The sequence below is a fragment of the Achromobacter sp. 10T422 genome, from assembly GCF_056394065.1.
Genome location: NZ_JBFTHD010000001.1, coordinates 250696 through 274022, shown reverse-complemented (window position 1 = coordinate 274022; position 23327 = coordinate 250696). Strand labels below are relative to the sequence as shown.

Sequence of the window (23327 nt, the reverse complement as noted above, 5' to 3'; positions counted from 1 at the left end):
CCTATCTCTGGAGAAAATAAGGGGAAATCAGGGAGACGCCATACAGCAGCACCACGAACAGCGCCAGATCAAACAGCGCGGGGTGCCACACCAGGCGGTACAGGCCGGCGCGCGCCAGCACGCGGCGCAGCGCCCAGGCCACGCCAAGCGTGACCACGCCCAGCACCAGCAGCCAAGGGAAGTAAATACCGTAGAGATTGAATTCGCCGATCATGATGCGTGGCCCTCCATGGCGGGATGGGCGGGTTGGTAGTCGGGCGCGTCGGGGAAGAAGGCGCGGCGGATGCCCACCAGGGCCACCACGGCGCGGTCTCGCGCGGCCAGGCCTTGCGGGGTGGCGGCAACGCTGGACAAGGCGCGGTCGATCTGCGCCAGGAACTCCGGCGTTTTTTCGCCGATGCGCCACGACGACCGTGCGCGGAAAAACTGCGCCAGGCTATTGAGCACCGGCTGTATCGTGGGCTCAGCCATCGGCAGATGGCGGCGCGCGCGTTGCAGCTCGGTGATGTCGCGGCCCACACGCAGGTCTTTCAGCGCGTCGGCGGCAACCAGATCATCCGGGCGCTGGGCCAGCGCCAGGCGCGGCTGCAACAGGCCGATGCGGTCCAGCATCCGCGCGGTGTATGTGTGGCGCGAGGGCGCGCGCGGCGAGCTGGCCAAGGTCGCCAGTTCCTTCCAGTTGGCGGCCTGGATGCGGCGGGCGCTCCAGTCGGCGCTGACCGTGCGGAAGATGGCGGCGATGATGGCGGCCGTAGCCACGCCCATGCACTGCGCCACTTGCGTGTCGATGAACGAGACGACGTCGGCAGTGTTGGTGTCTTGCAGCGCCATCGTGCCCAGAAAGCCGAACAGCATCGCCATGGCCTTGCCGGCGCTGGCGGGGCGGGCGATGAAAATACCCAGCACGAAGGCGGTCGGCAGCATCGCCAGCGCCAGCATTTCAAACGAATGGATGGCGGGCATGATGCCCAGCAGATACAGCGCCGACAGCGGAATCGAATACACCGTGTAGGTCAGGAACTGCATGATGCCCGGCACGGGGTTGTCTTGCGACGCGAAGAAGCAGCTGAAGATGGCGGCCATCAGCGCGGCGGTGGCGCCGTTGCTCCAGGCCGTGCCGATCCAGAACGCGCAGCACACTGAAATGGCGACGCCCGCGGCCAGGGCCGACAACAGCGCCATGCCGTGGTCGCGGTGCAGCGCGGCGTTCGGGTCGCGGTTGGAACGCTGCGTGCGCATGGGCGCCCGCAGCGGCGCGCCTTCCAGCCCGGCGCGAATCTCGCGGCGCAGCGCCAGGCATTCGTCATAGGTGTCGATCAACTCGCGCAGCCGCGTCATCAGGCTGGCCAAGAGCGCGTCGCGCCATGTGGAATGGCTGTCGATGGCGGGTGTCAGGCGGGTGACGGCCGCGCGCAATTGCACGGCGGTTTCGTGCGAGGCCTGGGCGCCCGCGTTGATCCATTCCGAGATGTCGTTCAGCAGCGTAGACACGGGTTCCGGCAGCGGCTGATCATTCGCTTGCAAGGCGCGCAGCCGGTCTTCCACGGCCGAGACGGCGGGCGTCAACGCCGAAATCTGGTCCTGCATGGCGCGCACCGCGCCGGACGTCCAGCGCAGGTTGCTAGTGTCAAACGGCACGTGGGTGGACAAGAGACGCAGCTGCGTGATGTCGTTGGCCAGCACGCGGCGGTCGCGGTCGCGCTGTTCGGCGTTCTGCCCGCTAAGGGTGTCGTGCATCCAGTTGCGCGCATCGCGCACGGCCTTGTCCAGTTGCAGCGTCAACGCGGGCGCCAGGCCACGCGGCAGCACAATGCTGTGGACGAGCGTGGCGCAGACGATGCCCAGGCTGATCTCTTCCACGCGGGCCAGTGCCGTGTCGAACACCAGGGAAGGGTCCGTCACGCTGGGAAAGCCGATCATCGCGGCGGTGTAGCCGGCCAGCATGAACAGGTAAGAACGCGGCGTGCGGTCCAGCACCGACATGTACAGGCAGGCGCCTACCCACAACACCATGGCGCCCGTCATGATGACGGGCGAATTCGACAGCCGCGGCACCATGTACACGGTGGCGGCCGAACCGAAGAAGGTGCCGACGAGCCGGTACAGCGCCTTGGAGCGCACGGCGCCCGACCAGGGCTGCGCCACGACATAGGCGGTAGTCATCGCCCAGAACGGACGCGGCAAACCCATGCTGTAGGCCAGATAAAGCGCCATGATGGCGCTTAGGTAGCTCTTCAGCGAAAAGATGGTTTCGCGGACGTTCGGCAATTTCACGATTGATTGTCCTGTTGATGGCCGCCTGCGGTGCCGCGCCCCAGGGACACTTTCAGCGCATCGAAGACGCGCAGGCACGCTTCCAGGTCGGCTTCGCTGACGCCGCTGAACAGGCGGCGGCGCAGTTCCACCAGCACGTCTTCGACCTGCGCGCGCAGCGCATGGCCGGCTTGCGTCAGGTGCAACGTCTTGGCGCGGCGGTCGTGCGCGTCTTCGCGGCGTTCCATCAGGCCGGCGGCCACCAGCTGATCCAGCACACGAACCAGGGACGGGCCTTCGACGCCCAGCGCCTCGGCCAGCGCGCCTTGGCGCACGCCGTCGCCCAGGCGGCCAGCCAGGATGACGGGCCAGGCCGTCGCTTGCGACAGGCCGTAGTCGACCAGCGCTTTATCAGCGGCGCCACGATAGGCGCGGGACAGCACCATCAGATTTGCGGTGGTGGCCATGAGTTGGGAGTCGGAAGGCGTGTTCATGGAGATAGATTGTATCCTATCTATTAGCTTACTAATAATTGAAAATGGCGAATATCCCCATTGATTTTTTCAATTGGCTAGATAGAAGGGGGTCTTTCCATAGGTGGAAAAACGGGGCCGGTGCGGCCCTGCCGGGCGGCGCTGACGGCCAGCGCACCAGGGGGAATGCGCGCAACAGATGGGGCCAGAACCCCCCTGGCCAGAAACCGGCCACGTCATCGCGCGCAATCCTTCAACTACCCGTTGCAATCCGCCCAGCAGTTGGGCGTTTCATACAGACGCACGCGCGACAGGCGCAAGTCGGCGCCGTAGTGGCCGTGATAGTGCGGGGCCAGCGTGTCGAACACGATCTTGGCCAGGTTTTCGGCCGTGGGAATGCGGTCCAGCACCACGGTCTTGTGGCCGGGCAGGGTGTCCAAAAAGCCGCGCACGGCGGCGTCGCCTTCAAACACCAGGAACGCGTGATCCCAGACGTCCACGATGTGGGTCTTGGCGATGTGTTTGATTTCGGAGAAGTCCATCAACATGCCGTTGTCAGATTCGCCGGGGGCTTGCACGATGTCACCCGTCAGGGTGATTTCCAGCACATAGCGGTGGCCATGCAGGTTGCGGCACTGGCTGCGGTGATCGGGAATGCGGTGGCCGGCGTCGAATTCCAGCCTGCGGGTCACGGAAATCATTGCGTGCTCCGCCGCGCGTTCGGGTAAATCATGGAATGCCTATGTATTTGTGAGTCTGCAAACTGAGCCGCCATTGCGGGTGCTGCATACAGTATTGAACGGCTTGCTCGGTGTTCTTCACGCGCGTGGGGCCGTCCATGGGTTGCAGGAAAAAGTGCTCGAAATCCAGATGCGTAAAGGCTTCGGGCAGGGCATTGAGCTGCGGGTAGACCAGCTTCAGCTCGTTGCCGCGTTCAATGACGAGCGGCGCGGTGCCTTTGGGGCTGACGCAGATCCAGTCGATGCCCTCGGGCGGCTTGACGGTGCCATTGGTTTCAATGGCCACGGTGAAGCCGCGCGCATGGACGGCGGCCAGCAGCGCGTCGTCCAGTTGCAGCAGCGGTTCGCCGCCCGTGAAGACCACGTAGCGGTCTTCCGTACCTGGGCCCCAGGATGCCGCGATGGCGTCGGCCAGCAGCTCGGCGGTGGTGAATTTGCCACCACCTTCACCGTCAGTGCCGATGAAGTCGGTGTCACAGAACGTGCAGGCGGCGCTGGCGCGGTCGCTTTCGCGGCCAGTCCAGAGGTTACAGCCCGCAAACCGGCAAAACACCGCCGCGCGGCCCGCATGGGCGCCTTCGCCTTGCAGGGTCTTGAATATTTCTTTGGCGGAGTAGGTCATAGGGGGGAGTAATGGCGTGGTGCAGAGCCGGACGCCGTAAGTTCACGCAAAAGCGGATTAAAGCAAAAGCGGATTATTTTACTTGGTATAGACTCGCGCCCATGTTTCATGTTCAAGATTCCCTGTATATCGACGAGCGCGACCTGACGTTCTCCATGATCCGCGCCCAGGGCGCGGGCGGGCAAAACGTCAACAAGGTGTCCAGCGCCGTGCACCTGCGCTTTGACGTGCGCGCCTCCAGCCTGCCGCCCGAGGTCCAGGACGCGCTGTGCGCCGTCAGCGACCACCGCATCTCTAAAGAGGGCGTCATCGTCATCAAGTCGCAGTCGTTTCGCAGCCAGGAAAAAAACCGGGCCGAAGCCATTGAGCGCCTGATCGGCATGGTGCGGGCGGCGATTCAGGTCGACAAACCGCGCCGCGCCACCAAACCGACCCGTTCTTCCCAGCGCCGCCGGGTGCAGCGCAAGGTCCAGCACGGCGAGGTCAAACGGCTGCGTGGCCGGGTGCAGGGGGACTGATCTCTCCCGTGTTGCAAAGCAAAAACCCCAATTCGCACAGGGGCATGACTATATATCGAGCATTCACGATATATGATTCGATAAATTGCGATATACCAATATGACCGCATCCTCTTCACCGACCGATCAGACCGGCAACCTGCCGGGCATTGACGCCGACGCCATCCTCAAGGCGCTGGCCAATCCCGTGCGGCGCGACATTCTCGCGTGGCTGAAGACACCGCAGGCGTACTTCGAAGAGCGCCCCGGCCACACCTTTGAACATGGGGTGTGTGCGGGCCACATCGATGACCGCTGCGGCTTGTCACAGTCCACCGTGTCATCGCACCTGGCCGTCTTGCAGCGTGCAAGCCTGATCACGTCGACGAAGGTGGGGCAGTGGGTATTTTTCCGTCGCAATGAACCCGTGATTGCCGCGTTTTTGCGGCAATTGAATCAGGATATGTAGTCAGCCGCAGGCCCTTGGCCGCGGCCCCAGCGCCCCGTGATCCGGGACGGAAGGATTTTGCATGAGCTCCCTGTTTGACCCCCTGCGCGTCGGCGACCTTACGCTGCGCAACCGCATCATCATGGCCCCGCTGACCCGTCAGCGTGCAAGCGAAGGCCGCGTGCCCAACGACTTGATGCTTGAGTACTACACCCAGCGCGCCGACGCCGGCCTGATTCTGACCGAAGCCACCTCCGTGACCCCGCAGGGCGTGGGCTATGCCGATACCCCGGGCCTGTGGTCGACCGAGCAAGTGAAGGGCTGGCGCAAGATCACCGCCGCCGTGCACGACAAGGGCGGTTTGATTGCTGCGCAGCTCTGGCACGTGGGCCGCATTTCCGACCCGATCTTCCTGAATGGCGAACTGCCCGTTGCGCCCAGCGCGATTGCGGCCGGCGGCCACGTCAGCCATGTGCGCCCCAAGCGCGCCTACGTCACCCCGCGTGCGCTGGAAACGGCCGAAGTGGCGGGCGTGCTCGAAGCCTATCGCCATGGCGCGAAGATGGCGCAGGAAGCCGGTTTCGACGGCGTTGAAGTGCATGCCGCCAACGGCTACCTGCTGGACCAGTTCCTGCAAGACAGCACCAACCATCGCACCGACCAGTACGGCGGTTCGCTGGAAAACCGCGCCCGTCTGCTGCTGGAAGTGGTGGATGCGTGCGTGGAAATCTGGGGCGCGGGCCGTGTGGGCGTGCATCTGTCGCCGCGCGCCGATGCGCACACGATGGGTGATTCGGATCTGGCCGGCACGTTTACCTACGTGGCTACCGAACTGGGCAAGCGCGGCATCGCATTCATCTGCGCCCGCGAACACGAAGGCGAAGATAGCCTGGGCCCGAAGCTGAAGGCCGCGTTTGGCGGCGTGTACATCGCCAACGAAGGGTTCACGCGCGAATCCGCCGAAGCCGCCATCGACGCCGGCCGTGCCGATGCCGTGGCGTTTGGCGTGCAATACATCGCCAACCCGGACCTGGTGCGCCGTTTTGAATTGAACGCGCCGCTGAACACGCCGGATTCGTCCACGTTCTACGCGCAAGGCGCCGTGGGTTACACGGACTATCCGGCGCTGCCCTGAAGCGCCAACGAGGGCCAACGCCGGCCGCTTCGGGGGACGTCGGGCCTCCTCGGGCCGCTTAGCGGCACTTGGGCCGCGTTAGCCCGTGCCGGTTCGGCCCTAGAACACCGCGCGCATCGGGTACGTAAACAAGCCGAAGTGCGCGGCGTTCAAGCCCAGGTGCGCCAGCACGGCGGCGGCAAGTCCGCCGTATCGATACGCCACGCCGTAGGCCACGCCCGCGCAACTGGCCAGCAACATCCACTGCCAGCCGCCCGCGTAATGCGCCAGTCCGAATAGCACGGCGGCAATCGCCAGCGCCGCCCAGCCGCCCCAGGCATGGCGGCGCCAGCGCATCGACAACTGCTGCTGCACATAGCCGCGAAACAGCGCCTCTTCGGCCAGCGTGACCAGCAATGCGTTGTTGACGAGCCAGATCCAGGCAGGTTCAGGCCACTTGGGCGCCCAGCCCACCACGTTCAACGCCAACCCCAATCCCAAACACGCCAGCACCGCGCCCGCGCAGGCCAGCACGGCGGCGGCGAGGGTTGCGCGCCCTGATGCGCCTGCCATCGGCGGGGCCAGCGCCAGCACCACCCAGAACGCGACCAGCGGTTTGTCCAGGTTCAGGTACATGCCGAACGGCAGCGCGTCGGAGCTTAGCGGCGCGGGGGCGATGACCTGCGGGTTGTGGAACCCCGGCAGCCCATGCAGGAACAGCGCCGCAGCCAGCAGCAGAAACAACACATGCCCGGCCGCGCGGGCCGCGTCAGGTGCCGCCGGCCGGACGCACACGGCCGCCAGCAGCAACAGCGCCGGCGCCATCAGCGCCACCGGGTCGATCACGCCATCCGCCAACGCCCACCCCCACGCCACCGCCAACGGCGCCAGCGCCCAGCGGCGCGTGGCGGGCGGCCAGAGCAGGGCGGCGGAAAGAAACAGCGCAGACCAGGGGCTAAGCAAGGGCATGGAGGGCAAGCATGCGAAGGCAAAGCGCAGAGTTTACGTGCAGGCTTTTCATTTCGCCGCTTTCAGGCGACCATGCCGCAGCGGCGGCGCAGGCCCGCCATGTATCCGGCGGACCCGTTTGTTCGCCAGCACCGGGAGTCAAAATGAAAATGATCGCGTGGTTGATGTTGGCGGCGGCGATTCTGCCGTTCGTATCGGCGCTGCTCGCCAAGGCGGGCGGCAACAAGTACGACAACAACGATCCGCGGGCGTGGCTGGCCCGTCAGCAAGGCTGGCGTGCGCGGGCCAACGCGGCGCAGGTCAACACCTTCGAGGCGCTGCCGTTCTTCTACGCCGCCGTGTTGTTCGCGCTGTACAACCAGGCGCCGCCTGCGCATGTTGCCACCTTGATGGCGTGCTGGCTGGGTGTACGGCTGGGCTACATCGCCATGTACCTGGCGGGCTGGGGCGCGCTGCGCTCGCTGGTCTGGGCGGTCAGCGTGGGTTTCGTGATCGCCATCCTGTTCTCGGGCGTCTGACGCACCAGCGCTTTTGCTACGCGGCGGGGGCGGTGCCCCTCGCCGGCGTGCGTGCTCTTATTTCCACTCGCTTATTTCCACTCAAATGTCGCGCGGGCGGTGCCGGTGTTCTGCACTGTCACCGCCCGTTCCTGCGTCTTGCCTTCATAGGTGGCTGAAATCTTGTAAGCGCCTGCCGGCAGCTTGACCAGCATGTACGGGCCTTCGGACGTGGCCTTCAAGACTTCCTTGCCTTGCGCGTCATGAATGGCGACGCCGACGCTGGCCACATAGTCCGCCTTGCCGTCGCGTTGCGCGGCGAAGGTGAGCGCCAGCGGATAGTCCTTGGCGGCCGCCTTCATGGCTTCCGATTCGTCAATGCCGATGCCGCCGCTTACGTACTGCACCGTGCCCTGATGTTTGACGGGCGGCAACGCCGCTTGCGCGGTCGACAAGACGCCAGCCAGTGCGATGCTGCCCACCGCCATCATGGCGGCCAAGGTACAGCGTTCAATGCGTTTGTTCATAAGGGTCTCCTGATAAGGACCTGAGGATTTCGACTGGCATGCCGCCCGGGAGTTCGCGCTTGCCCAGCATATCGCCGCGTTATGCGGCCTGCCAATCAAAGGTCAGCCGGCTTTCCCCGCTGACCGTGCCGTCAGGCGCAAAGCGCCTTTCATCCAGCTGTCCGGCGCCGCCTTCATGGAGCGCCAAGACGCTGGAGCTGCGAGTGCCATAGTCGGGGCTGACGATAAACGGGCTGCTCAATAGTTTTTCGCGATCTCGCGGCAGACCCGTGGCGGGCATGTCTTCATCGTCAGCGGCTTGGCGGTCGGCCAATGCGTCGAACAGCGCAGGCAGATCGGGCTGGGGTGACTGCGCCAACACGGCCGTGAACGCCGCCTTGGTGCGGGCCAGCTTGGGCCACGGCGTGTCCAGCAAGTGGTTGGACAGCGCATAGATACCGGGTTCAAGCGCGCGCGGGCCACCATTGCGATTACTCAAATACCAGGCTTCGCGCGTGTCGCCCACGATCAGGTTGAAGCCGTTGTACGCCTGATCGCCAGCGTGCGTGCTCGCCAGGTAATCGGCAGGCGAGGCCGTGCCGCGCAAAAAATCTTCAACCAGCGCGCCACGCGACGGCGCCGGGTTCAGGTGTTTGCCGGGCTCGCGGAAATTGGTCACCAGCGCAAAACGCCCCGACGTGGTCACGCCCATCCAGGTGCCGCCTGCCAAGCCGTCGCGGCCCGCGTAGATGGCCGGCGCGTCATCCCATTGCGCGGCGGGGCGCGTGGGACGCGCGTGAAATTCATCGCGGTTGGCGGCGATCAAGACGGGGATGCCCGGCAAGGCATGCAGGGCCAATACGGCAAGACACATGGTTCAGACCTGGTGGACGGGGTGTTTGGGGGCGCCAGCGCCGGGGGCGGCTGCAAAATCCGGCCCGGCCAGCACGGCGCGCAAGGCTTCGATTTCGGCGGCCACATCGGCCAGTGCGGGCGAGGGGGCGGTGACGGCGGTGGCGGGCATGGCCACGCCTTGGTCGACGGCGACGCTCATGGCGTGCAAGGCGTCGGCCAATTGCGCAACTTCGGCGGCGCTGGGCGGCGTCTGGCCTTCCGGCCATGACCACGCGGTGTCCGAGATGGCGTTGGCCACGCGTTCCAGCGCCACCTCGACCGGCCACCATGCCAGCGCGCGGCGGCTGACCAGACGCGGTTCAGACAGCCCGCGCTGCAAGGCGATGCGCAGGTCAGACAGCCGCGCATAGGCGCGAGCGCGCAGGTCATGGCGGTTGGCCGGATCGGCCTGGAATACGGTGTTCAGATAGGCCGCCAAGGTGTCCATCGACGCGGACACGGCGTGGTCCAGGTTGCTGCGTTCGATGCGTATCCAGGGCAGGTAGCCCACCACAAGCACAATGCCGGCCGCCACGCCCACATCCACCAGCCGGGCCAATGCGATGGTCCAGGTGCCGGGTTGCAGGGCGCCAATCAACAGCATCAGGATGGGCACCAGAATGGCCGAGAACAAACCGTAGTTGCGGCGAATGGACCAGGGCAGCAACGCGGCCAGCGCCGCCACCGTCAGCAGGCTGGCCACACCGCTCTGGTCCACGGCCAGCACGGTCGCGCTGATGGCCACGCCCACCACGCTGCCGCCGCAGCTTTGCAGCGCGCGCGCAAAGACCGACCCAAAGTTCGGTTTGAAGATGACCACGACAATCAGCGGCACCCAGTACGACCGGGGCAGCGATGCGGCCATCGCCACGGCTTCCGCCGCGATCAGGCACAGCGCCAGCCGGATCAGGTAGCGCACCGTCGTGGGCCCGGGCCGATACGTGCGCGCCAGCACCCGCCAGGGCGTGCGCGGCCGCACGGGTGCAAGCCCCGCCAGCGGGTCCGGGTTGACGGGCTTTGCGCCATCCAGCAACGGCAACGCCTGCGCCAGGGCGTCGGCCAGTTGCGGCATATTGGCCAGGCGCAAGGCGGCGATATCGTCGCCTGGGTCGGGTTCAGCGTCGTTCTCCACGCGATCCGCCAGGCGGTTCATGACGCGCGCACATTCAGGCGGCAGCACGCGGCCCGCGCGCGCCAGCGCCAGCGCGGCATTGGTCAGTGGCGTGCAGGCCTGCAACTGCGCCGCCAGCCGCGCCAGCCGGGGCGATGGCCCCATCGCCCGGCCACGCGCTGCCAGCACGGTGTCGTAAGCGGTGGTCATGGCCGCTTCCATATCGCGGCGCGCCACCATCGTGCGCGACGTGCCAATGGCGGCAAACATGGCGGCCAGCTTGCGGTACGCCAGCGCCACGGCGGCGCGTTCGGGCGCGATGGGGTTCACCACCCACCCCGACAAGGTCAGCGCCAAGCCGAACAAGCCGCCTGCGCCCACCAGCACCGACGGCATCCAGGGCGGCAGGGTCGAGGTCAGGCTCGCGCCCACAATGACGTACACCGCGAATTGCAGCGTGGCCACCGCGGCGATGTTGTTGAACGTGCCGATCAGGCTGGCGATGAGCACCAGCAGCGTCATCGCGGCGCTGGTCCACAAGCCATGTCCAGCCACCAGGTTGCCCAGCAGGTAGCCCAAGGCGCCGCCAAAAACGGTGGAGCCGATGGACAGCGCCCGGTTGCGGTAGGGGCCGCCGTTGTCGCCGGTGATGGCGGGCAGCGCGCCCAGCGCAACCAGGGCGGCGGCCGCGCTTTGGTCCAGCGCCAGGCCCACCGCCGATGGCAAGCCGATCGCCAGCGCCGCACGCAGCGCCACCCATCGGCTGACGGGCGAAGGCTCCATATGCGCCAGGCTCATCAGCCAGCGCATGTTCGAGCTGCGCGTGCCGCGGGTCAGGAATGAGCGGGACACGGCGGCTTCAGAGTGGGTGACATCGTGGAGGCGACATCATGGTGGGGGGGGCGTCAGGCCTTGATCAGCGGCGCCACATCGGGCGCGGCCAGCCGGAAGTAGTCTTCCGTGTTCAACAGAATGGACGCGTCCAGGCGGCCGGCATTGAACACGATTTCATCGTGGCGTAAGCGCAAGGTGGGGTCCACCAGCAAGTGCAGGTCGGGGTTGAAGGAAAAGGGCGGGATGGCGCCGATCTCGCACCCGGTCAGTTCGCGCGCCAGGTCTTGCGAGGCCAGCGACGCCTTTTTGCCGCCTGCGGCGCGTGCAATGGCGTCCAGGTCGGCCTGCTGGTCGGCCGGAAACACGGCCAGCACGTTCTTGCGCACGTTGGACGAGATCTTCACCCGGCAGACCAGCGCCTTGGCGCCCTGGCTGACTTCGGTGCCGCGTATTGCGGCAACTTCCACGGATCGGCCCGCCGCCGCGTGTTCGATCAGGCGGTGGCGAACCTGGTGCTGGGCGAGCAGGGCTTGAAGGCGTTCAAAGACTTCCATGGCGGCAATAGAAAGGTGGACGGACGGGGGCCGCAATTCGCGGCCCCGCACGTCGCATGATACGCCCGCCAGCGGCGCTCAGATGTCTCCGGTGAAGGCATAGCCCCAGCCCCAAACGGTGCGGATGGGCAGCTCTACGTTCACGTCCAGCGCCTTGCGCCGCAAGCGGCTGACGACGACGTCGGTGCGGCGGACGGATTCGCGCCCGGCTTGCGAGTCCACGCCCGGCGGGTCGCTGCGCGGCAAGCGTTTGTCGGCGGACGCCGTGAGCTTGAGCATGAACTCGCGCTCGGCCAAGGTCAAAGACAGCCGCGTGCCTTGCGGGCTGACCAGCGTCCAGGCGGCGTCGTGGAATTGCCATTTTCCCGGCGCATCGGCGATGACCGGCGCGGCGGGCACGACGCGCGGCTCGATCTCCGGCACAAGCGGGCGGCGCCCCGTGGCCGGAACGCGGCGCACCAGCGCCTGCAATGCCGCAGCGATTTCGGCGGTGGCCACGTCGGGCTGAAAGCAGGCGTCGGCGCCGCAATGCAGCCCCAGGATGCGGTTTTCAGGCGTGTCGAAGGTTGAGACCGCAACAATGCCGGCGGTGGTGTCCATGGCGCGCAGACCTGCGACGGCCATACAAAGGTCGGTTAATTCGGCTTCCATCACCAACAAAGGCGTGCGGCGCGCCTGGAACAGGCGGAACAGGCCATTGGAGTCCTCACAGCGTCGAGGCGAAAATCCCATGCCAGCCAGTGCGTCGCTGCGGCGCACTCGTTGGTCGGGATCGGGAGAGAAGACGATCAGGTCTAGTAGGTCATTCATGAATCGTAGTGATCTGTGCAGCTTGAGCGCATGCATGATGCTACGGATACCACCATTTCCCAAACGTCGCACAACGCCACTTTCGTACCCGAATTCTCAGACATGATTGCGGGCCATCTGCTACGCGCGGGCGGGGTGCGCACGCCTGATCGGGTCGAACATTGTTTGAATCAGAGAAAGGTGCCACCCCTCTGACTCGGGGTTGAACGCGCGGGCGCTATCGGGTTGCAGTGGCGGGCGCAGCATCCGCGGGTTCGTTCCACCAGCCGCCGCCCAGCGCTTGCAGCAGCGCTGCGGTATCCGCATAGCGCGCGGCATCCGCCTCGGTGCGTGCAATGCGCGTTTGCAGCAGCTGGCGCTGGCTGTCCAGCAGGCTTTGATGGCTGATGCCGCCGGCTTGATACCGGCCTTGCGCGATGCGTTCGGCGTCCTCGGCGCGGCGCCAGGCCTGGTCATAGGCAGCGAAGGCTTCGCCGTCGGTTTGCACGGCGCGCAGCGCATCGGCGACTTGGCGAAAACCATCCAGCACGGTCTGCCGGTACGACGCGGCAGCCGCTTCATACGCGGCTTCGGCCGAGCGTTTGCGTGCCCGAAGTTCACCGCCGCGAAATAAGGGTTGCACCAATCCCAGCCCCAGGTTCCACACGTTCACGCCGTTGCCAATATCGCCCACGCTGGTGCGTTGCGACCCGAAACTGGCCGTTAATGTGAACTGCGGATACTGATTTGCCGTGGCCACGCCCACATCCGCGGACGCTTTATGCCACAACGCTTCGGCGGCCAGGATGTCGGGCCGCTGCCGTGTCAGGGCGGACGGCACGCCGGTGGGAACGTCGGCGGGCAGCGTCAGGTCGGCCAGGCGCAACGGCGGCGTCGTCAGCGCAGCGGGCGGCAAGCCCAGATAGACGGCCAATTGGTGGGTCGCTTGCGACAACTGCTTATCCAGCGGCGGCAAGGTGGCGCGCGTTTGCGCCACCAGCAATTCCTGATTGCTCAAGTCTGCCTGCGCGACGCCGCCCGCGGCCACGCGTTGCCGCATGATGTCTTGCTGACGCAGCTGCGCCGCCAGCAATTCGCGGGTGGCGGCCAGCCGTTCGGACAAGTCCGCCTGGCGAATGGCGGCGGTGACCACGTTGGCGGCCAGCGACATCCGCGCGGCCTGCCATTCGTGCGACTGATAATCCACTTGCGCGGCCATGCCTTCCAGCGCGCGGCGGTTGCCGCCAAACACATCCAGCGTGTAGGACACATCAATGGACGCGTTGTAGAGCGTGAACGGTGGCGGCAATTCGGCAACGGGCACGCCATAAGCGGACGGGTCCACCTTCTTGCGGGCACCCGACAGGTTGGCGTCAACCGATGGGGCCAGGCGGCCGCCCGTCTCGGCGTCCAGATCTTCACTAGCCTGGCGCAGCCGCGCGCGCGCTTCATCCAAGGTGGGGCTGGCGTCGAGCGCCTGGCGCACCAATTGATCTAGCGCGTCGGAATGAAAAAGCGTCCACCATTGCGCGGGGATATCGGCGCCGGGTTTCAGTTGCTGTGCGCCGCTTGTTGTGGCGCTGTCTTGCGCGGAGTACGCCGCCACATCCGGTGCGGCGGGCGTCTGAAAATCAGGCCCCACCGCGCATCCGGAAACCAGCAGCGCAAGCAGGCTCAGCGCCGCCAGGGGCGGGCGGCGGTGCGGCAAATAAAGGGGTGAAAAAGAAAGGCGTGGGGGCAGGGACATGGCGCGTCAATCCAGGGTTCGGCGATAGAACTTCACGGCAAGGGTCATGACGACGGCGGTGAACAGTATCAGCGGCCAGATGCTGGGCCACAGGTCCCACCAGCCGTTGCCTTTGAGCAGAATGCCGCGGATCAGCCGGTTGAAGTGCGTCAGCGGCAGCAGGTTGCCCAGGTACTGGGCCCACATCGGCATGCCCTGAAACGGGAACATGAAGCCGGACAACAGCATGTTGGGCAGGAAATAAAACATGGTCAGCTGCATGGCTTGCAGCTGGTTCTGCGCCAGCGACGACAGCGTGATCCCCACCGTCAGGTTCGCCGCCACGAACAGCAGCGCCGCCATATACACCGACAACAGGCTGCCCAGAATCGGCACATGGAACACAAAGTGCGCGGCCAGCAAAATGATGGTGGCCTGGATCAGGCCGATAGCGATGTAGGGCACGATCTTGCCCGTCATCACCTCAAGCGGGCGCACTGGCATGGCCAGCAGGTTTTCCATCGTGCCGCGCTCGCGTTCGCGCGTCATGGCAAGGCCCGTCATCATCACAAGCGTCATCGTCAGGATCACGCCCATCAGGCCCGGCACGGTGTTGTATTGCGAGATCTGCTCTTCGTTATAGAGCTGGTGCACGCGCACGTCGAACGCGGGTTGCCCGCCCGCCAGGCCGGCAAGCGGCCCCGTCAGGTCCTTCTGCGCCACGGCTTGCGTCAACTGGGTCGCCGCGCCAATCGCCATGCCGGTGGCCATGGGGTCGGTGGCGTCGGCTTCAATCAGCAACGCGGGGCGCTCGCCGCGCAATAAGCGGCGCGAGAAGTCCGGCGGGATCGTCACGACGAACAGCACACGGCCTTGCGCCAGCGCCGCGCGGCCGGCTTCCTCGTTGTCCAGTTCTTCGGTGATGTGGAAATAGTCTGACGACTTCATCGCCGCGATGAAGCTGCGCGTGAAGGGGCTGTGGTCGGCGGTGATGACCGCCGTGGGCATCTGCTTGGGGTCGGTATTGATGGCGTAACCGAACAACGCCAGCTGCATGATGGGCAGGCCCACAATCATGCCGAACGTGATGCGGTCGCGGCGCAGTTGGAGAAACTCTTTGAGCACCATGCTCCACCAGCGCGACCACGAAAAACCCCGCAAATGGCGCATCATGGCGGGCTCGCGAAGTTGTCGGTGGACCGGTTCATCAAATAGATGAAGACGTCTTCAAGACTGGTGTCGATGCGTTCCAGCCGCAGGTCCTGGCCGTCGATGGCCTGGCGCAGCGTGCGTTCAAGCAGTTCGGCGTCGCGGCCGCTGATGTGCAGCGCCGAGCCGAAGGCGACGGTCTGGTCTACGCCCGGCGCGCCGCGCAAGCGCTTGCCCAGCGGCACCAGGTTATGGCCGTGGATGGCCCAGGTGGTCAGGTGCTGTTCGGCAATCACTTCGTCTGCCGTGCCTTGCGTCAGCAGACGGCCATACGAGATATAGGCCAGCTTGTGGCAGCGCTCGGCTTCGTCCATGTAATGCGTGCTGACCAGCACCGAGATGCCGCGCGCGGCCAGTTCATGCAGCTGTTCCCAGAAGTCGCGCCGCGCTGTCGGGTCCACGCCTGCGGTGGGTTCGTCCAGCAGCAGCAGGCGCGGTTCGTGCAGCAGGCAGGCGGCCAGCGCCAGCCGTTGCTTCCATCCGCCCGACAGCGACCCCGTCAACTGTTTGGCGCGGCTTTGCAGGCCCAGCTCTTCCAGCGCGCGGTCCACGGTGTCGTTGCGCTGCGGCATGCCATACATGCGCGCCACGAAGTCCAGGTTTTCGCGAATCGTCAGGTCGTCCCAGTACGAGAATTTTTGCGTCATGTAGCCCACATGCCGCTTGATCTCGGCGCTTTCGCGCAGGATGTCGAAGCCCAGGCAGGTGCCGCTGCCCGAGTCGGGCGTCAACAGGCCGCACATCAGGCGGATGCAGGTGGTCTTGCCGCTGCCGTTGGGGCCAAGAAAGCCGAAGATCTCGCCTTCCTGCACGCGCAGCGACACATCGTTGACGACGTGCTTGTCGCCAAAATGCTTGTTCAGCCCATGCACGTCGATGACGGCGCGCCCGGGGGCGGGCACGGCGCTGGGGGCGGGGCGGGCGTTGTCCGGCGCGTTCATTGCAGCGTTGCCTCAACGGGCTGGCCCGGATGCAGGCGCGTGGCGGCGTCGGGCGTGGGGCGCGCTTCGACCATGTACACCAGCTTGCTGCGGTTTTCGCGGCTGTAGATGACGGGCGGCGTGTACTCGGCCTGATTCGACACGTAGTCGATATGCACGGGTATCGGGTCGCCGCAGCCGTCGCAGCGCAAGGTGGCCTGCTGGCCGACTTTCAATGCGCCCACCACCGTTTCCGGCACGAAGAAGCGCACCTTGATGTTGCCGGGCGGAAGCAGGCTGACGACGGGGCTGCCAGCGGGCACCCATTCACCCACGCGGTACATCGTGTCAAACACCTGGCCAGCCGCCGGGGCGCCCAGCTGCTTTTGCGCCAGCGTCCATTCGGCTTGGGCCAGCGTGGCGCGCGCGGCATCGACCTGTGCGGCCTGCGCGCGGCGCTGATCCTGCCGGCCGGGCAGGTTGGCCACTTCCAATTGCGCGCGCAGTTCACGCACGCGGGCGGCGTCCGACTGCGCCTGTTCGCGGCTGTCGTCCAGCTGCGCGCGCGCAATCCCGCCGATGCGGAATTGCGCGGCGTCGCGTTGCAGTTGCGCGGCCGAGCGGCGGCTGGCGGCTTCGGCCTGCGCCAACTGCGCGCGGCTCACATCCACTTCTTCCGGGCGTTTTCCGGTGGCGATGTCTTCCAGCTGCGCGGTGGCCGCCGCCAATTGCGCGCTGGCCTGATCGCGGGCCGCGCGTTCGCGCGTGGCCTCCAGCGTGAACAGCGGCGCGTCGGCCGCCACCTGCTGCCCGCGCTTGACGGCCAGCGCATCCAGCCGGCCGGCCTCGGACGAGGCCACATACACGTAATCGCCTTCGACATAGCCTTGATAGAAGGGATGGCTGTCGTTGCCGCAACCGGCCAGCAGCAGCAGCGCCAGCGTGGGCAGGGAACAATGCAACAGCGGGCGCGGCATGCTCATGGTTGGCATTCCTGGGGAGCGGTGGTGGGCGGGGCGGGCGGCGAAAACAAACCGCCAGTCAGCATGGCGATGGCGTGGGCGGCGATGGCGCGGGTGTCGATCGCTTGCGCTTGCGCATCGCCTTGCCAGATGCGGCGCCACAGGTTGGACGTGGCAAGCGGCAGCAAGGTCAGGCCAAGAATGGACAGGAACACCAGCCGGGGTTCCACGCCCGGCGTGATCCCGCCCTGGCCCTGGGCTTGAGCAATAAGCCCCGCAAACACCTGCAAGCGTTCTGACGGCAGATGGGGCAACACGCGTTCGCGCAACTGGCCCCCTTCGTTGACGACTTCATGCATCCACAAGGCGGGCAGCCACGGCCGTTCGGTGGCGCTCTGCACGATGCGGTTGACGATTTCAACCAGGTAGCGGCGTGCGGCGGCGGCGGGGTCCGCGTTCGTGTCGCCTGCGGATTCCGCCATCAACGGCACCGGCGCCCACACGAAGCCGATCACCGGCAAGACCCGCTCCTGCACCACGGCATCAATCAATTGGTCGCGGCTCTTGAAGTAGTAATGCAGCATCGCCGGCGTGACGGCCGCAAGCTGGGCGATATCCGAAATGGTGGTGGCCGCCACGCCTTGGGCGGCGAACAGGCCCGTGGCGATGTCGAGCAAGTTGGCGCGCATGGCGGCGTTGTCGGGGCGCACGGGGCGGCCGGGACGGCGCGGGGTGGAAGAGGGCGAAGACATGGGCCGCAGTTTAATTAAGTCTTTAATTAATTAAAAGGGGAGCAAGCGCCAGGGTTACAAAACAGTGGGCGGGGCTTCGATGGTGTAATGGGCCGTTCCCCATCTTGCCACCCGGGCCTTGCCCGCAAGACCCGGGCGGCTTCCCCCGTAGGAGGCTGGATTCATGTCGCAATCACCGTCGATCAACCGCCGTATCGTGCTTGCCGCTCGCCCGCATGGCGAACCGGCAGACAGCGATTTCCGTCTGGAAACAGGCGAAGTCCCGAAGCCCGGGCCCGGCCAGGTGCTGCTGCGCACCGTGTACTTGTCGCTGGACCCTTACATGCGCGGCCGCATGAGCGATGCGCCGTCCTACGCCGAGCCCGTGCAAGTGGGGCAGCCCATGGTGGGCGGCACCGTCACGCGCGTGGTGGCGTCGAATCATCCTGATTTCCCGGTGGGCGAATGGGTGCTGGCCCAGTCCGGCTGGCAGGACTACGCCTTGTCCGATGGCGCGGGCCTGCTGCGCTTGGGCGCCAAGCCGCAGCATCCGTCGTATTCGCTGGGCGTGTTGGGCATGCCCGGCTTTACCGGCTACATGGGGCTGCTGGACATCGGCAAACCCAAGGCGGGTGAGACCGTCGTCGTGGCCGCCGCCAGCGGCGCGGTGGGCGCGGTCGTGGGGCAGATCGCCAAAATCCACGGCTGCAAGGTCGTGGGCATTGCGGGCGGCGCGGACAAGTGCCGCTATGTGGTTGATGAACTGGGCTTTGACGACTGCCTGGACCACAAGCTGCCCGATCTGGCCGGCCGCCTGGCGCGCGCCGTGCCGCAAGGCATTGACGTGTATTTCGAAAACGTGGGCGGCGCGGTGTTTGATGCGGTGCTGCCGCTCTTGAACCCGCGTGCGCGCGTGCCGGTCTGCGGCCTGATCTCGGCCTACAACGCCACCAGCCAGCCGGAAGGCCCCGACCGCCTGGCGCTGCTGATGCGCACCATCCTGACCAAGCGCCTGACGTTCCAGGGCTTCATCATCTTCAACGAATACGCGCATCGCTATGGTGAATTCCGTGACGCGATGGAAGGGCTGATCCAGCAAGGGCGCATCAAGTATCGCGAGGACGTGGTTGAAGGCCTGGAGAACGCGCCGCGCGGCTTGATGGGCCTGCTGAAGGGCGAAAACGCGGGCAAGCGCATTGTGCGCGTCGGCCCGGACGAGCAACCCGCAGCTTAAGGACGCACAACATGAAAATCCTGATCGTGCTGACTTCCCACGACACGCTGGGCAACACGGGCCGCAAGACCGGCTTCTGGCTGGAGGAGTTTGCCGCGCCGTACTACGCGTTTGTCGACGCGGGCGCGACGGTGACGCTGGCCTCGCCGCAAGGCGGCCAGCCGCCGCTGGACCCCAAGAGCGATGACCCCGACGCGCAGACGGACGACACGCGCCGTTTTCGCCAGGATGCCGAGGCCCAGCGCCTATTGGCGTCCACCCGCCGCCTGGCCGAGGTGCAGGCGGCGGACTACGACGCGGTGTTCTATCCGGGCGGCCACGGCCCCTTGTGGGACTTGGCGGAAGACGCCAAATCGGTGGCCTTGATTGAAACGATGCTGGCGGCGGGCAAGCCGGTATCGGCGGTGTGCCACGCGCCCGGCGTGCTGCGCCACGCGAAGACCGCTGATGGCAAACCGCTGGTGCAAGGCCGTCAGGTCACGGGCTTTTCCAACGCGGAAGAGGCGGCGGTGCAACTGACCGACGTGGTGCCGTTTCTGGTGGAAGATGAACTGGTCCGCTTGGGCGGCGTGTACAGCAAGGGGCCCGATTGGCAGCCCTATGTGGTCAGCGATGGTTTGCTGGTTACGGGGCAGAATCCGGCATCGTCAGTGGGAGTGGCGCAGGCGTTGCTGGCGCGGCTGAAGAACTGATAATGGCCTGAAATCGTTGCCAGCTGGAGCGGGGCGGCGGCAAAGGCAGCATCTGCGCCGCTTGCCGGGTCATCGCTCTGTTTGGGTTGAAGTTCGGCACACTGTGTCAGAATTGCTACTTTCTGACACAAGCGTGCCTCTCCGTTGCAGCGGCGCGCCTTCCCTGATGCCTCCCGACGTACCCGAAAACTCCGAAGGTTCCAGCGGCTGTCATGCCGCCGCAGGTTCCTGCGAGGCCGCGCTGTTTGCGGCCATGAAAGCGCGAGATCTCGCCACCGGCCGCCACTGCGACCGCGTGGTCGCCTTAAGTGTGGCGCTGGCCCAAGCCTGCGGCCTGAGCGAATCCGAACAAGCGGCCGTTGCCGTCGCCGCCCGCCTGCATGACGTGGGCAAGATCGGCACCCCTGACCGCGTGCTGTTTTCGCCGAACCGGCTGGAAGCGGAAGATTGGGAAATCATGAAGGGGCATGCCGCAACCGGCGCCGACATCATCATGCACAGCGCCATGCCGCAGCGCGATCTGATCGCGCTGGCGGTACGGCATCATCATGAACATTTCGATGGGTCGGGCTACCCGGCCGGGCTGTCGGGACACGACATCCCGATGCTCTCGCGCATCATTTCGCTGGCCGATTCCTACGATGCGCTGGGCGATACGCGGCCGTACCATCCTGCTCGGTCGCACGCCGAGATCATGCGCATCCTGAATCGCGAAGCGGGGTCAAAATGCGACCCCGACATGCTGCGCGTGTTTGAAGCGATGATTCTGGTCAGCCCGTTGCGGGTGCCGTGAATGACAGGCGCTAACTACAGGCGCTAACTACAGGCGCTAACTACAGCCGGTAATTACAGCCGGTACTTCGCCGCCACCACGGCCAGATCTTGCAGCGTGCGTTGCTGCCACGCTGCGTCGTGGCCCAGTTCTTCGGCCAGGATGCGCGCCACTTCCGGGGCGGCCAGCATTGCGGCTTCGCTGTCCAGGAACAGCGCGCGGTTGCGGCGCGCCAGCACGTCTTCGGCGCTGCGCGCAAGTTCAAAGCGCGCAGCGAAACGCACGTGCGCTTCGGTCAGGCCGCTGGCCTTGATCAGCATGCGCTCGGCGCCCGGCAAGGCCTTCAGCGTGGCCAGATCGCTGCCGTAATAGCTGTCCGGCGTGCCTGCGTGTTCTTGCGCAGGCGTCAGGCCCGACGCGCCATGCAAGGGCAGGGACTCGGTGCGGCAGGTGGCTTGCGTCAGCAGCTGATGCTGAATCGCCGTGTCCACCACGTCTTGCGCCATGCGGCGGTAGGTCGTCCACTTGCCGCCCGTTACCGTCACCAGCCCGGCGTTGGACACCAGAATGGTGTGCTCGCGCGACAGCTGCTTGGTCGACGCATCGCCCGTAGCCTTGACCAACGGACGCAGACCCGCCCAGACGCTGGTGACGTCATCGCGCGTGGGCTTGCGGCTAAGGTAGCGCGCGGCCGTGCTCAGAATGAAGTCCACATCCTGCGCGCCCGCTTCCGGGTCCAGCGGCAGGTCGTTGCGCGGCGTGTCAGTCGTGCCGACGATGGTGTGGCCATTCCATGGCACCACGAACAGCACGCGGCCGTCGTCGGTTTTCGGGATCAGGATGGCGCGCTTGCCCGGCAGGAAATCCTGCGGCAAGGTCAGGTGCACGCCCTGGCTGGGCGCCACCATGGTCTGCGCGTTCTTGTCTTCCATGCGGCGCACGGCGTCCACCCAGACGCCCGTGGCGTTGATCACGCAACGCGCGCGCAGCGAAAAGCTGGCGCCGCCGATCACGTCTTGGGCGGTCACGCCGTCCACCTTGCCGTTGCTGGTGGTCAGGCCCGTGGCGCGCACGTAGTTCACCGCCGTGCCACCCAGATCGAACAGCGTGCGCATCAGGCTCATGGCCAGGCGCGCGTCATCGAACTGGCCGTCGTAATACAGCACGCCGCCCTTCAAACCGCGGCCGTTGACCTTTTCAGCCAGCGTCGGCGCGTTGGCCAGCGTGTCGCGGCGCGACAGCCAGCGGCTGGGCGCCAGGTTCAGCTTGCCGGCCAGCATGTCGTACATCTTCAGGCCGATGCCGTAGAAGGGCTGATCCAGCAGGTTGTAGGCCGGCACCACAAAGCCCAGCGGCCACACCAGATGCGGCGCGTTGCGGTTGAGCAGGCCGCGTTCGTGCAGCGCTTCGCGCACCAGGCTGACGTTGCCCTGCGCCAGATAGCGCACGCCGCCGTGCACCAGCTTGGTGGCTTTGCTGGACGTGCCTTTGGCGAAGTCGGCGCCTTCGATCAGCAGCGTGCGAAACCCGCGCGAGGCGGCATCCACGGCGGTGCCCAGGCCCGTTGCGCCGCCGCCGATGACGATGACGTCCCAGGACGGCGTGTTGTCCAGCGTGGACAACAGGCGGTTGCGATCGGGCGGGGTGACGTTGGCTAGCGGTTGGTTCATAAGTTGTTGCGGCAAAGCCGCCAATTAAATTCGGGTGGATTCGTGCGGGGCGTCAGTGGCGGGCGGGTGGGCCGGGTCTGGCGCTCCCGGGTCTGGCGTTCACATTCAAGCGGGGGTTGCCGAGGAGGTCGTCGTGACGGTTGCGCCAGCCGGATTCGGGGCCGCCGCAACGTCGCAGCGCACGCCGGAATCCAGCAACACTTGCGCCAGCGGTTCCTGCGGATGCGCGTCGGTAAAGAAACGGTCAATCTGCGAGATATGCGCCAGTTCCACCATGGCCTGGCGCTTGAACTTGCTGCTGTCTGCCGCCAGCCAGACCTCGCGCGATTGCTCGATGATGGTTCGCGCCACGCGCACTTCGCGGAAGTCGTAGTCGCGCAGCGTGCCATCGGCTTCGATGCCCGAAATGCCGATCAGCCCGATGTCCACCTTGAACTGGCGGATGAAATCCATGGTGGCTTCGCCGACGATGCCGCGGTCGCGCGACCGCACCACGCCGCCCGCCACGATGACTTCGCAGTCCGGGTTGTCAGACAGAATGTCCGCCACATGCAGGTTGTTCGTGATGACGCGCAAGCCGCGATGGCGCAGCAGGGCGCGCGCGATGGCTTCGGTGGTGGTGCCAATGTTCAGAATCAGCGAACAGCCGTCCGGCACGGCGCGCGCCACGGCTTCGGCAATGCGCTGCTTGCCGGCCGCGTGCAGGCCCTGGCGCTTGCGGTAGGCAATGTTCTCGATGGTGGACGCTTCAATGCGCACGCCGCCATGGAAGCGCGACAGCAGGCCGGCTTCCGAAAGGATGTTCACGTCCCGCCGCACGGTTTGCAGCGTGACGTCAAAGCGTTTGGCGAGTTCTTCGATCGTGGCCGAGCCTTGGGCTCGCACCATTTCGACCAAGGCGCTCTGTCGTGGATTTAATGTCATATGCGAATGATAAAACAACAAAAGCGAAAAATAATGCCGCACTGCAAGATTGTTTTTTGTTCGCTTCTTCGGTAAAACGCACAAAAAACGAAAGCCATCTGAAAGAGTATGCTCATCGTGTTGCGCCCCTGCGCGCAACGGCTGGGAAGTTGTGCCGCGCTGTACCGAATGCCGAAGTCCGTTTGT

25 protein-coding genes are annotated in these 23327 nt (G+C 65.8%); 7 read left to right on the top strand and 18 right to left on the bottom strand.

Annotation, left to right across the window (positions count from 1 at the left end; translation table 11 throughout):
* Window position 1: 1 nt before the first annotated feature.
* The 5 genes from AC1DB0_RS01190 to queE form a co-directional block, all read right to left on the bottom strand.
* A complete protein-coding gene (locus AC1DB0_RS01190) occupies window positions 2-214 on the bottom strand; it encodes a DUF1656 domain-containing protein (RefSeq protein WP_054421638.1) in 213 nt (70 codons plus the stop codon).
* Window positions 211-2274 (bottom strand): FUSC family protein, encoded by a 2064-nt coding sequence (locus AC1DB0_RS01185; RefSeq protein WP_447577939.1) that lies wholly within the window; start codon window positions 2272-2274, stop codon window positions 211-213. The genes AC1DB0_RS01190 and AC1DB0_RS01185 overlap by 4 nt, the downstream gene beginning before the upstream one ends.
* Complete coding sequence (locus AC1DB0_RS01180) at window positions 2271-2747, bottom strand: MarR family winged helix-turn-helix transcriptional regulator (RefSeq protein ID WP_054421643.1); 477 nt, start codon at window positions 2745-2747, stop codon at window positions 2271-2273. Before AC1DB0_RS01180 ends, AC1DB0_RS01185 begins: the two co-directional genes overlap by 4 nt.
* Window positions 2748-2983: 236 nt before the next feature.
* Complete coding sequence (queD, locus tag AC1DB0_RS01175) at window positions 2984-3427, bottom strand: 6-carboxytetrahydropterin synthase QueD (RefSeq protein ID WP_054421646.1); 444 nt, start codon at window positions 3425-3427, stop codon at window positions 2984-2986.
* A gap of 28 nt (window positions 3428-3455) precedes the next feature.
* Window positions 3456-4088, bottom strand: coding sequence for a 7-carboxy-7-deazaguanine synthase (gene queE / locus AC1DB0_RS01170; RefSeq protein WP_175169072.1), 633 nt, complete (start codon window positions 4086-4088; stop codon window positions 3456-3458).
* 101 nt (window positions 4089-4189) lie between these two features.
* Between queE and arfB the strand changes: the two genes are divergently transcribed.
* From arfB to AC1DB0_RS01155, 3 genes are all read left to right on the top strand, one after another.
* Complete coding sequence (gene arfB / locus AC1DB0_RS01165) at window positions 4190-4606, top strand: alternative ribosome rescue aminoacyl-tRNA hydrolase ArfB (RefSeq protein WP_054421652.1); 417 nt, start codon at window positions 4190-4192, stop codon at window positions 4604-4606.
* 100 nt (window positions 4607-4706) lie between these two features.
* Entirely contained in the window at window positions 4707-5054 is a 348-nt protein-coding gene (locus AC1DB0_RS01160) for an ArsR/SmtB family transcription factor (protein WP_054421655.1), read from the top strand.
* 61 nt (window positions 5055-5115) lie between these two features.
* On the top strand, window positions 5116-6168 hold the full coding sequence (locus tag AC1DB0_RS01155) for an alkene reductase (protein ID WP_175169071.1): 1053 nt from the start codon (window positions 5116-5118) through the stop codon (window positions 6166-6168).
* A 99-nt stretch (window positions 6169-6267) separates the two neighbouring features.
* Here the strand turns inward: AC1DB0_RS01155 and AC1DB0_RS01150 are convergent, their stop codons facing one another.
* On the bottom strand, window positions 6268-7116 hold the full coding sequence (locus tag AC1DB0_RS01150; RefSeq protein ID WP_476756780.1) for a lysostaphin resistance A-like protein: 849 nt from the start codon (window positions 7114-7116) through the stop codon (window positions 6268-6270).
* Window positions 7117-7259: 143 nt separating this feature from the next.
* Here AC1DB0_RS01150 and AC1DB0_RS01145 point away from each other — a divergent pair, with 143 nt between their 5' ends.
* On the top strand, window positions 7260-7634 hold the full coding sequence (locus AC1DB0_RS01145; protein WP_175169069.1) for an MAPEG family protein: 375 nt from the start codon (window positions 7260-7262) through the stop codon (window positions 7632-7634).
* Between the two features lie 71 nt (window positions 7635-7705).
* On the opposite strand, the gene AC1DB0_RS01140 is transcribed toward AC1DB0_RS01145, so the two are convergent.
* From AC1DB0_RS01140 to AC1DB0_RS01095, 10 genes are all read right to left on the bottom strand, one after another.
* Entirely contained in the window at window positions 7706-8140 is a 435-nt protein-coding gene (locus AC1DB0_RS01140; RefSeq protein WP_054421665.1) for a flagellar hook assembly protein FlgD, read from the bottom strand.
* A 79-nt stretch (window positions 8141-8219) separates the two neighbouring features.
* Window positions 8220-8993: an NRDE family protein gene (locus AC1DB0_RS01135; protein ID WP_054421667.1), complete on the bottom strand. Its 774-nt coding sequence runs from the start codon at window positions 8991-8993 to the stop codon at window positions 8220-8222.
* A 3-nt stretch (window positions 8994-8996) separates the two neighbouring features.
* Window positions 8997-10976 carry an FUSC family protein gene (locus AC1DB0_RS01130; protein ID WP_476756781.1) on the bottom strand — a complete coding sequence of 660 codons (1980 nt, stop codon included), beginning with the start codon at window positions 10974-10976 and terminating at the stop codon, window positions 8997-8999.
* A 53-nt stretch (window positions 10977-11029) separates the two neighbouring features.
* A complete protein-coding gene (locus AC1DB0_RS01125; RefSeq protein ID WP_054421673.1) occupies window positions 11030-11512 on the bottom strand; it encodes a YbaK/prolyl-tRNA synthetase associated domain-containing protein in 483 nt (160 codons plus the stop codon).
* 78 nt (window positions 11513-11590) lie between these two features.
* Window positions 11591-12322: a response regulator transcription factor gene (locus AC1DB0_RS01120; RefSeq protein ID WP_476756782.1), complete on the bottom strand. Its 732-nt coding sequence runs from the start codon at window positions 12320-12322 to the stop codon at window positions 11591-11593.
* Window positions 12323-12539: 217 nt separating this feature from the next.
* Entirely contained in the window at window positions 12540-14048 is a 1509-nt protein-coding gene (locus AC1DB0_RS01115; protein WP_476756783.1) for an efflux transporter outer membrane subunit, read from the bottom strand.
* 6 nt (window positions 14049-14054) lie between these two features.
* On the bottom strand, window positions 14055-15200 hold the full coding sequence (locus AC1DB0_RS01110) for an ABC transporter permease (RefSeq protein ID WP_476756784.1): 1146 nt from the start codon (window positions 15198-15200) through the stop codon (window positions 14055-14057).
* The gene (locus AC1DB0_RS01105) at window positions 15197-16177 is read right to left on the bottom strand and encodes an ABC transporter ATP-binding protein (RefSeq protein ID WP_054421684.1); all 981 of its coding nucleotides are present in this window, start codon (window positions 16175-16177) and stop codon (window positions 15197-15199) included. Before AC1DB0_RS01105 ends, AC1DB0_RS01110 begins: the two co-directional genes overlap by 4 nt.
* Entirely contained in the window at window positions 16174-17139 is a 966-nt protein-coding gene (locus tag AC1DB0_RS01100) for an HlyD family secretion protein (RefSeq protein WP_054421686.1), read from the bottom strand. Before AC1DB0_RS01100 ends, AC1DB0_RS01105 begins: the two co-directional genes overlap by 4 nt.
* Window positions 17136-17870: a TetR/AcrR family transcriptional regulator gene (locus AC1DB0_RS01095; RefSeq protein WP_447577933.1), complete on the bottom strand. Its 735-nt coding sequence runs from the start codon at window positions 17868-17870 to the stop codon at window positions 17136-17138. Before AC1DB0_RS01095 ends, AC1DB0_RS01100 begins: the two co-directional genes overlap by 4 nt.
* Window positions 17871-18033: 163 nt before the next feature.
* On the opposite strand from AC1DB0_RS01095, the gene AC1DB0_RS01090 reads away from it, so the two are divergent.
* The 3 genes from AC1DB0_RS01090 to AC1DB0_RS01080 all read left to right on the top strand — a co-directional run bounded on the left by AC1DB0_RS01090 (window position 18034) and on the right by AC1DB0_RS01080 (window position 20568).
* Complete coding sequence (locus AC1DB0_RS01090; RefSeq protein WP_175169064.1) at window positions 18034-19083, top strand: NADP-dependent oxidoreductase; 1050 nt, start codon at window positions 18034-18036, stop codon at window positions 19081-19083.
* An 11-nt stretch (window positions 19084-19094) separates the two neighbouring features.
* Window positions 19095-19775 (top strand): type 1 glutamine amidotransferase domain-containing protein, encoded by a 681-nt coding sequence (locus tag AC1DB0_RS01085; RefSeq protein ID WP_175169063.1) that lies wholly within the window; start codon window positions 19095-19097, stop codon window positions 19773-19775.
* A gap of 166 nt (window positions 19776-19941) precedes the next feature.
* On the top strand, window positions 19942-20568 hold the full coding sequence (locus AC1DB0_RS01080) for an HD-GYP domain-containing protein (RefSeq protein WP_447981853.1): 627 nt from the start codon (window positions 19942-19944) through the stop codon (window positions 20566-20568).
* Between the two features lie 53 nt (window positions 20569-20621).
* Here the strand turns inward: AC1DB0_RS01080 and AC1DB0_RS01075 are convergent, their stop codons facing one another.
* Both AC1DB0_RS01075 and AC1DB0_RS01070 read right to left on the bottom strand, forming a co-directional pair.
* On the bottom strand, window positions 20622-22217 hold the full coding sequence (locus AC1DB0_RS01075; RefSeq protein ID WP_447577929.1) for a glycerol-3-phosphate dehydrogenase/oxidase: 1596 nt from the start codon (window positions 22215-22217) through the stop codon (window positions 20622-20624).
* Between the two features lie 105 nt (window positions 22218-22322).
* Window positions 22323-23141: a DeoR/GlpR family DNA-binding transcription regulator gene (locus AC1DB0_RS01070; RefSeq protein ID WP_217483338.1), complete on the bottom strand. Its 819-nt coding sequence runs from the start codon at window positions 23139-23141 to the stop codon at window positions 22323-22325.
* Between the last annotated feature and the right edge of the window lie 186 nt (window positions 23142-23327).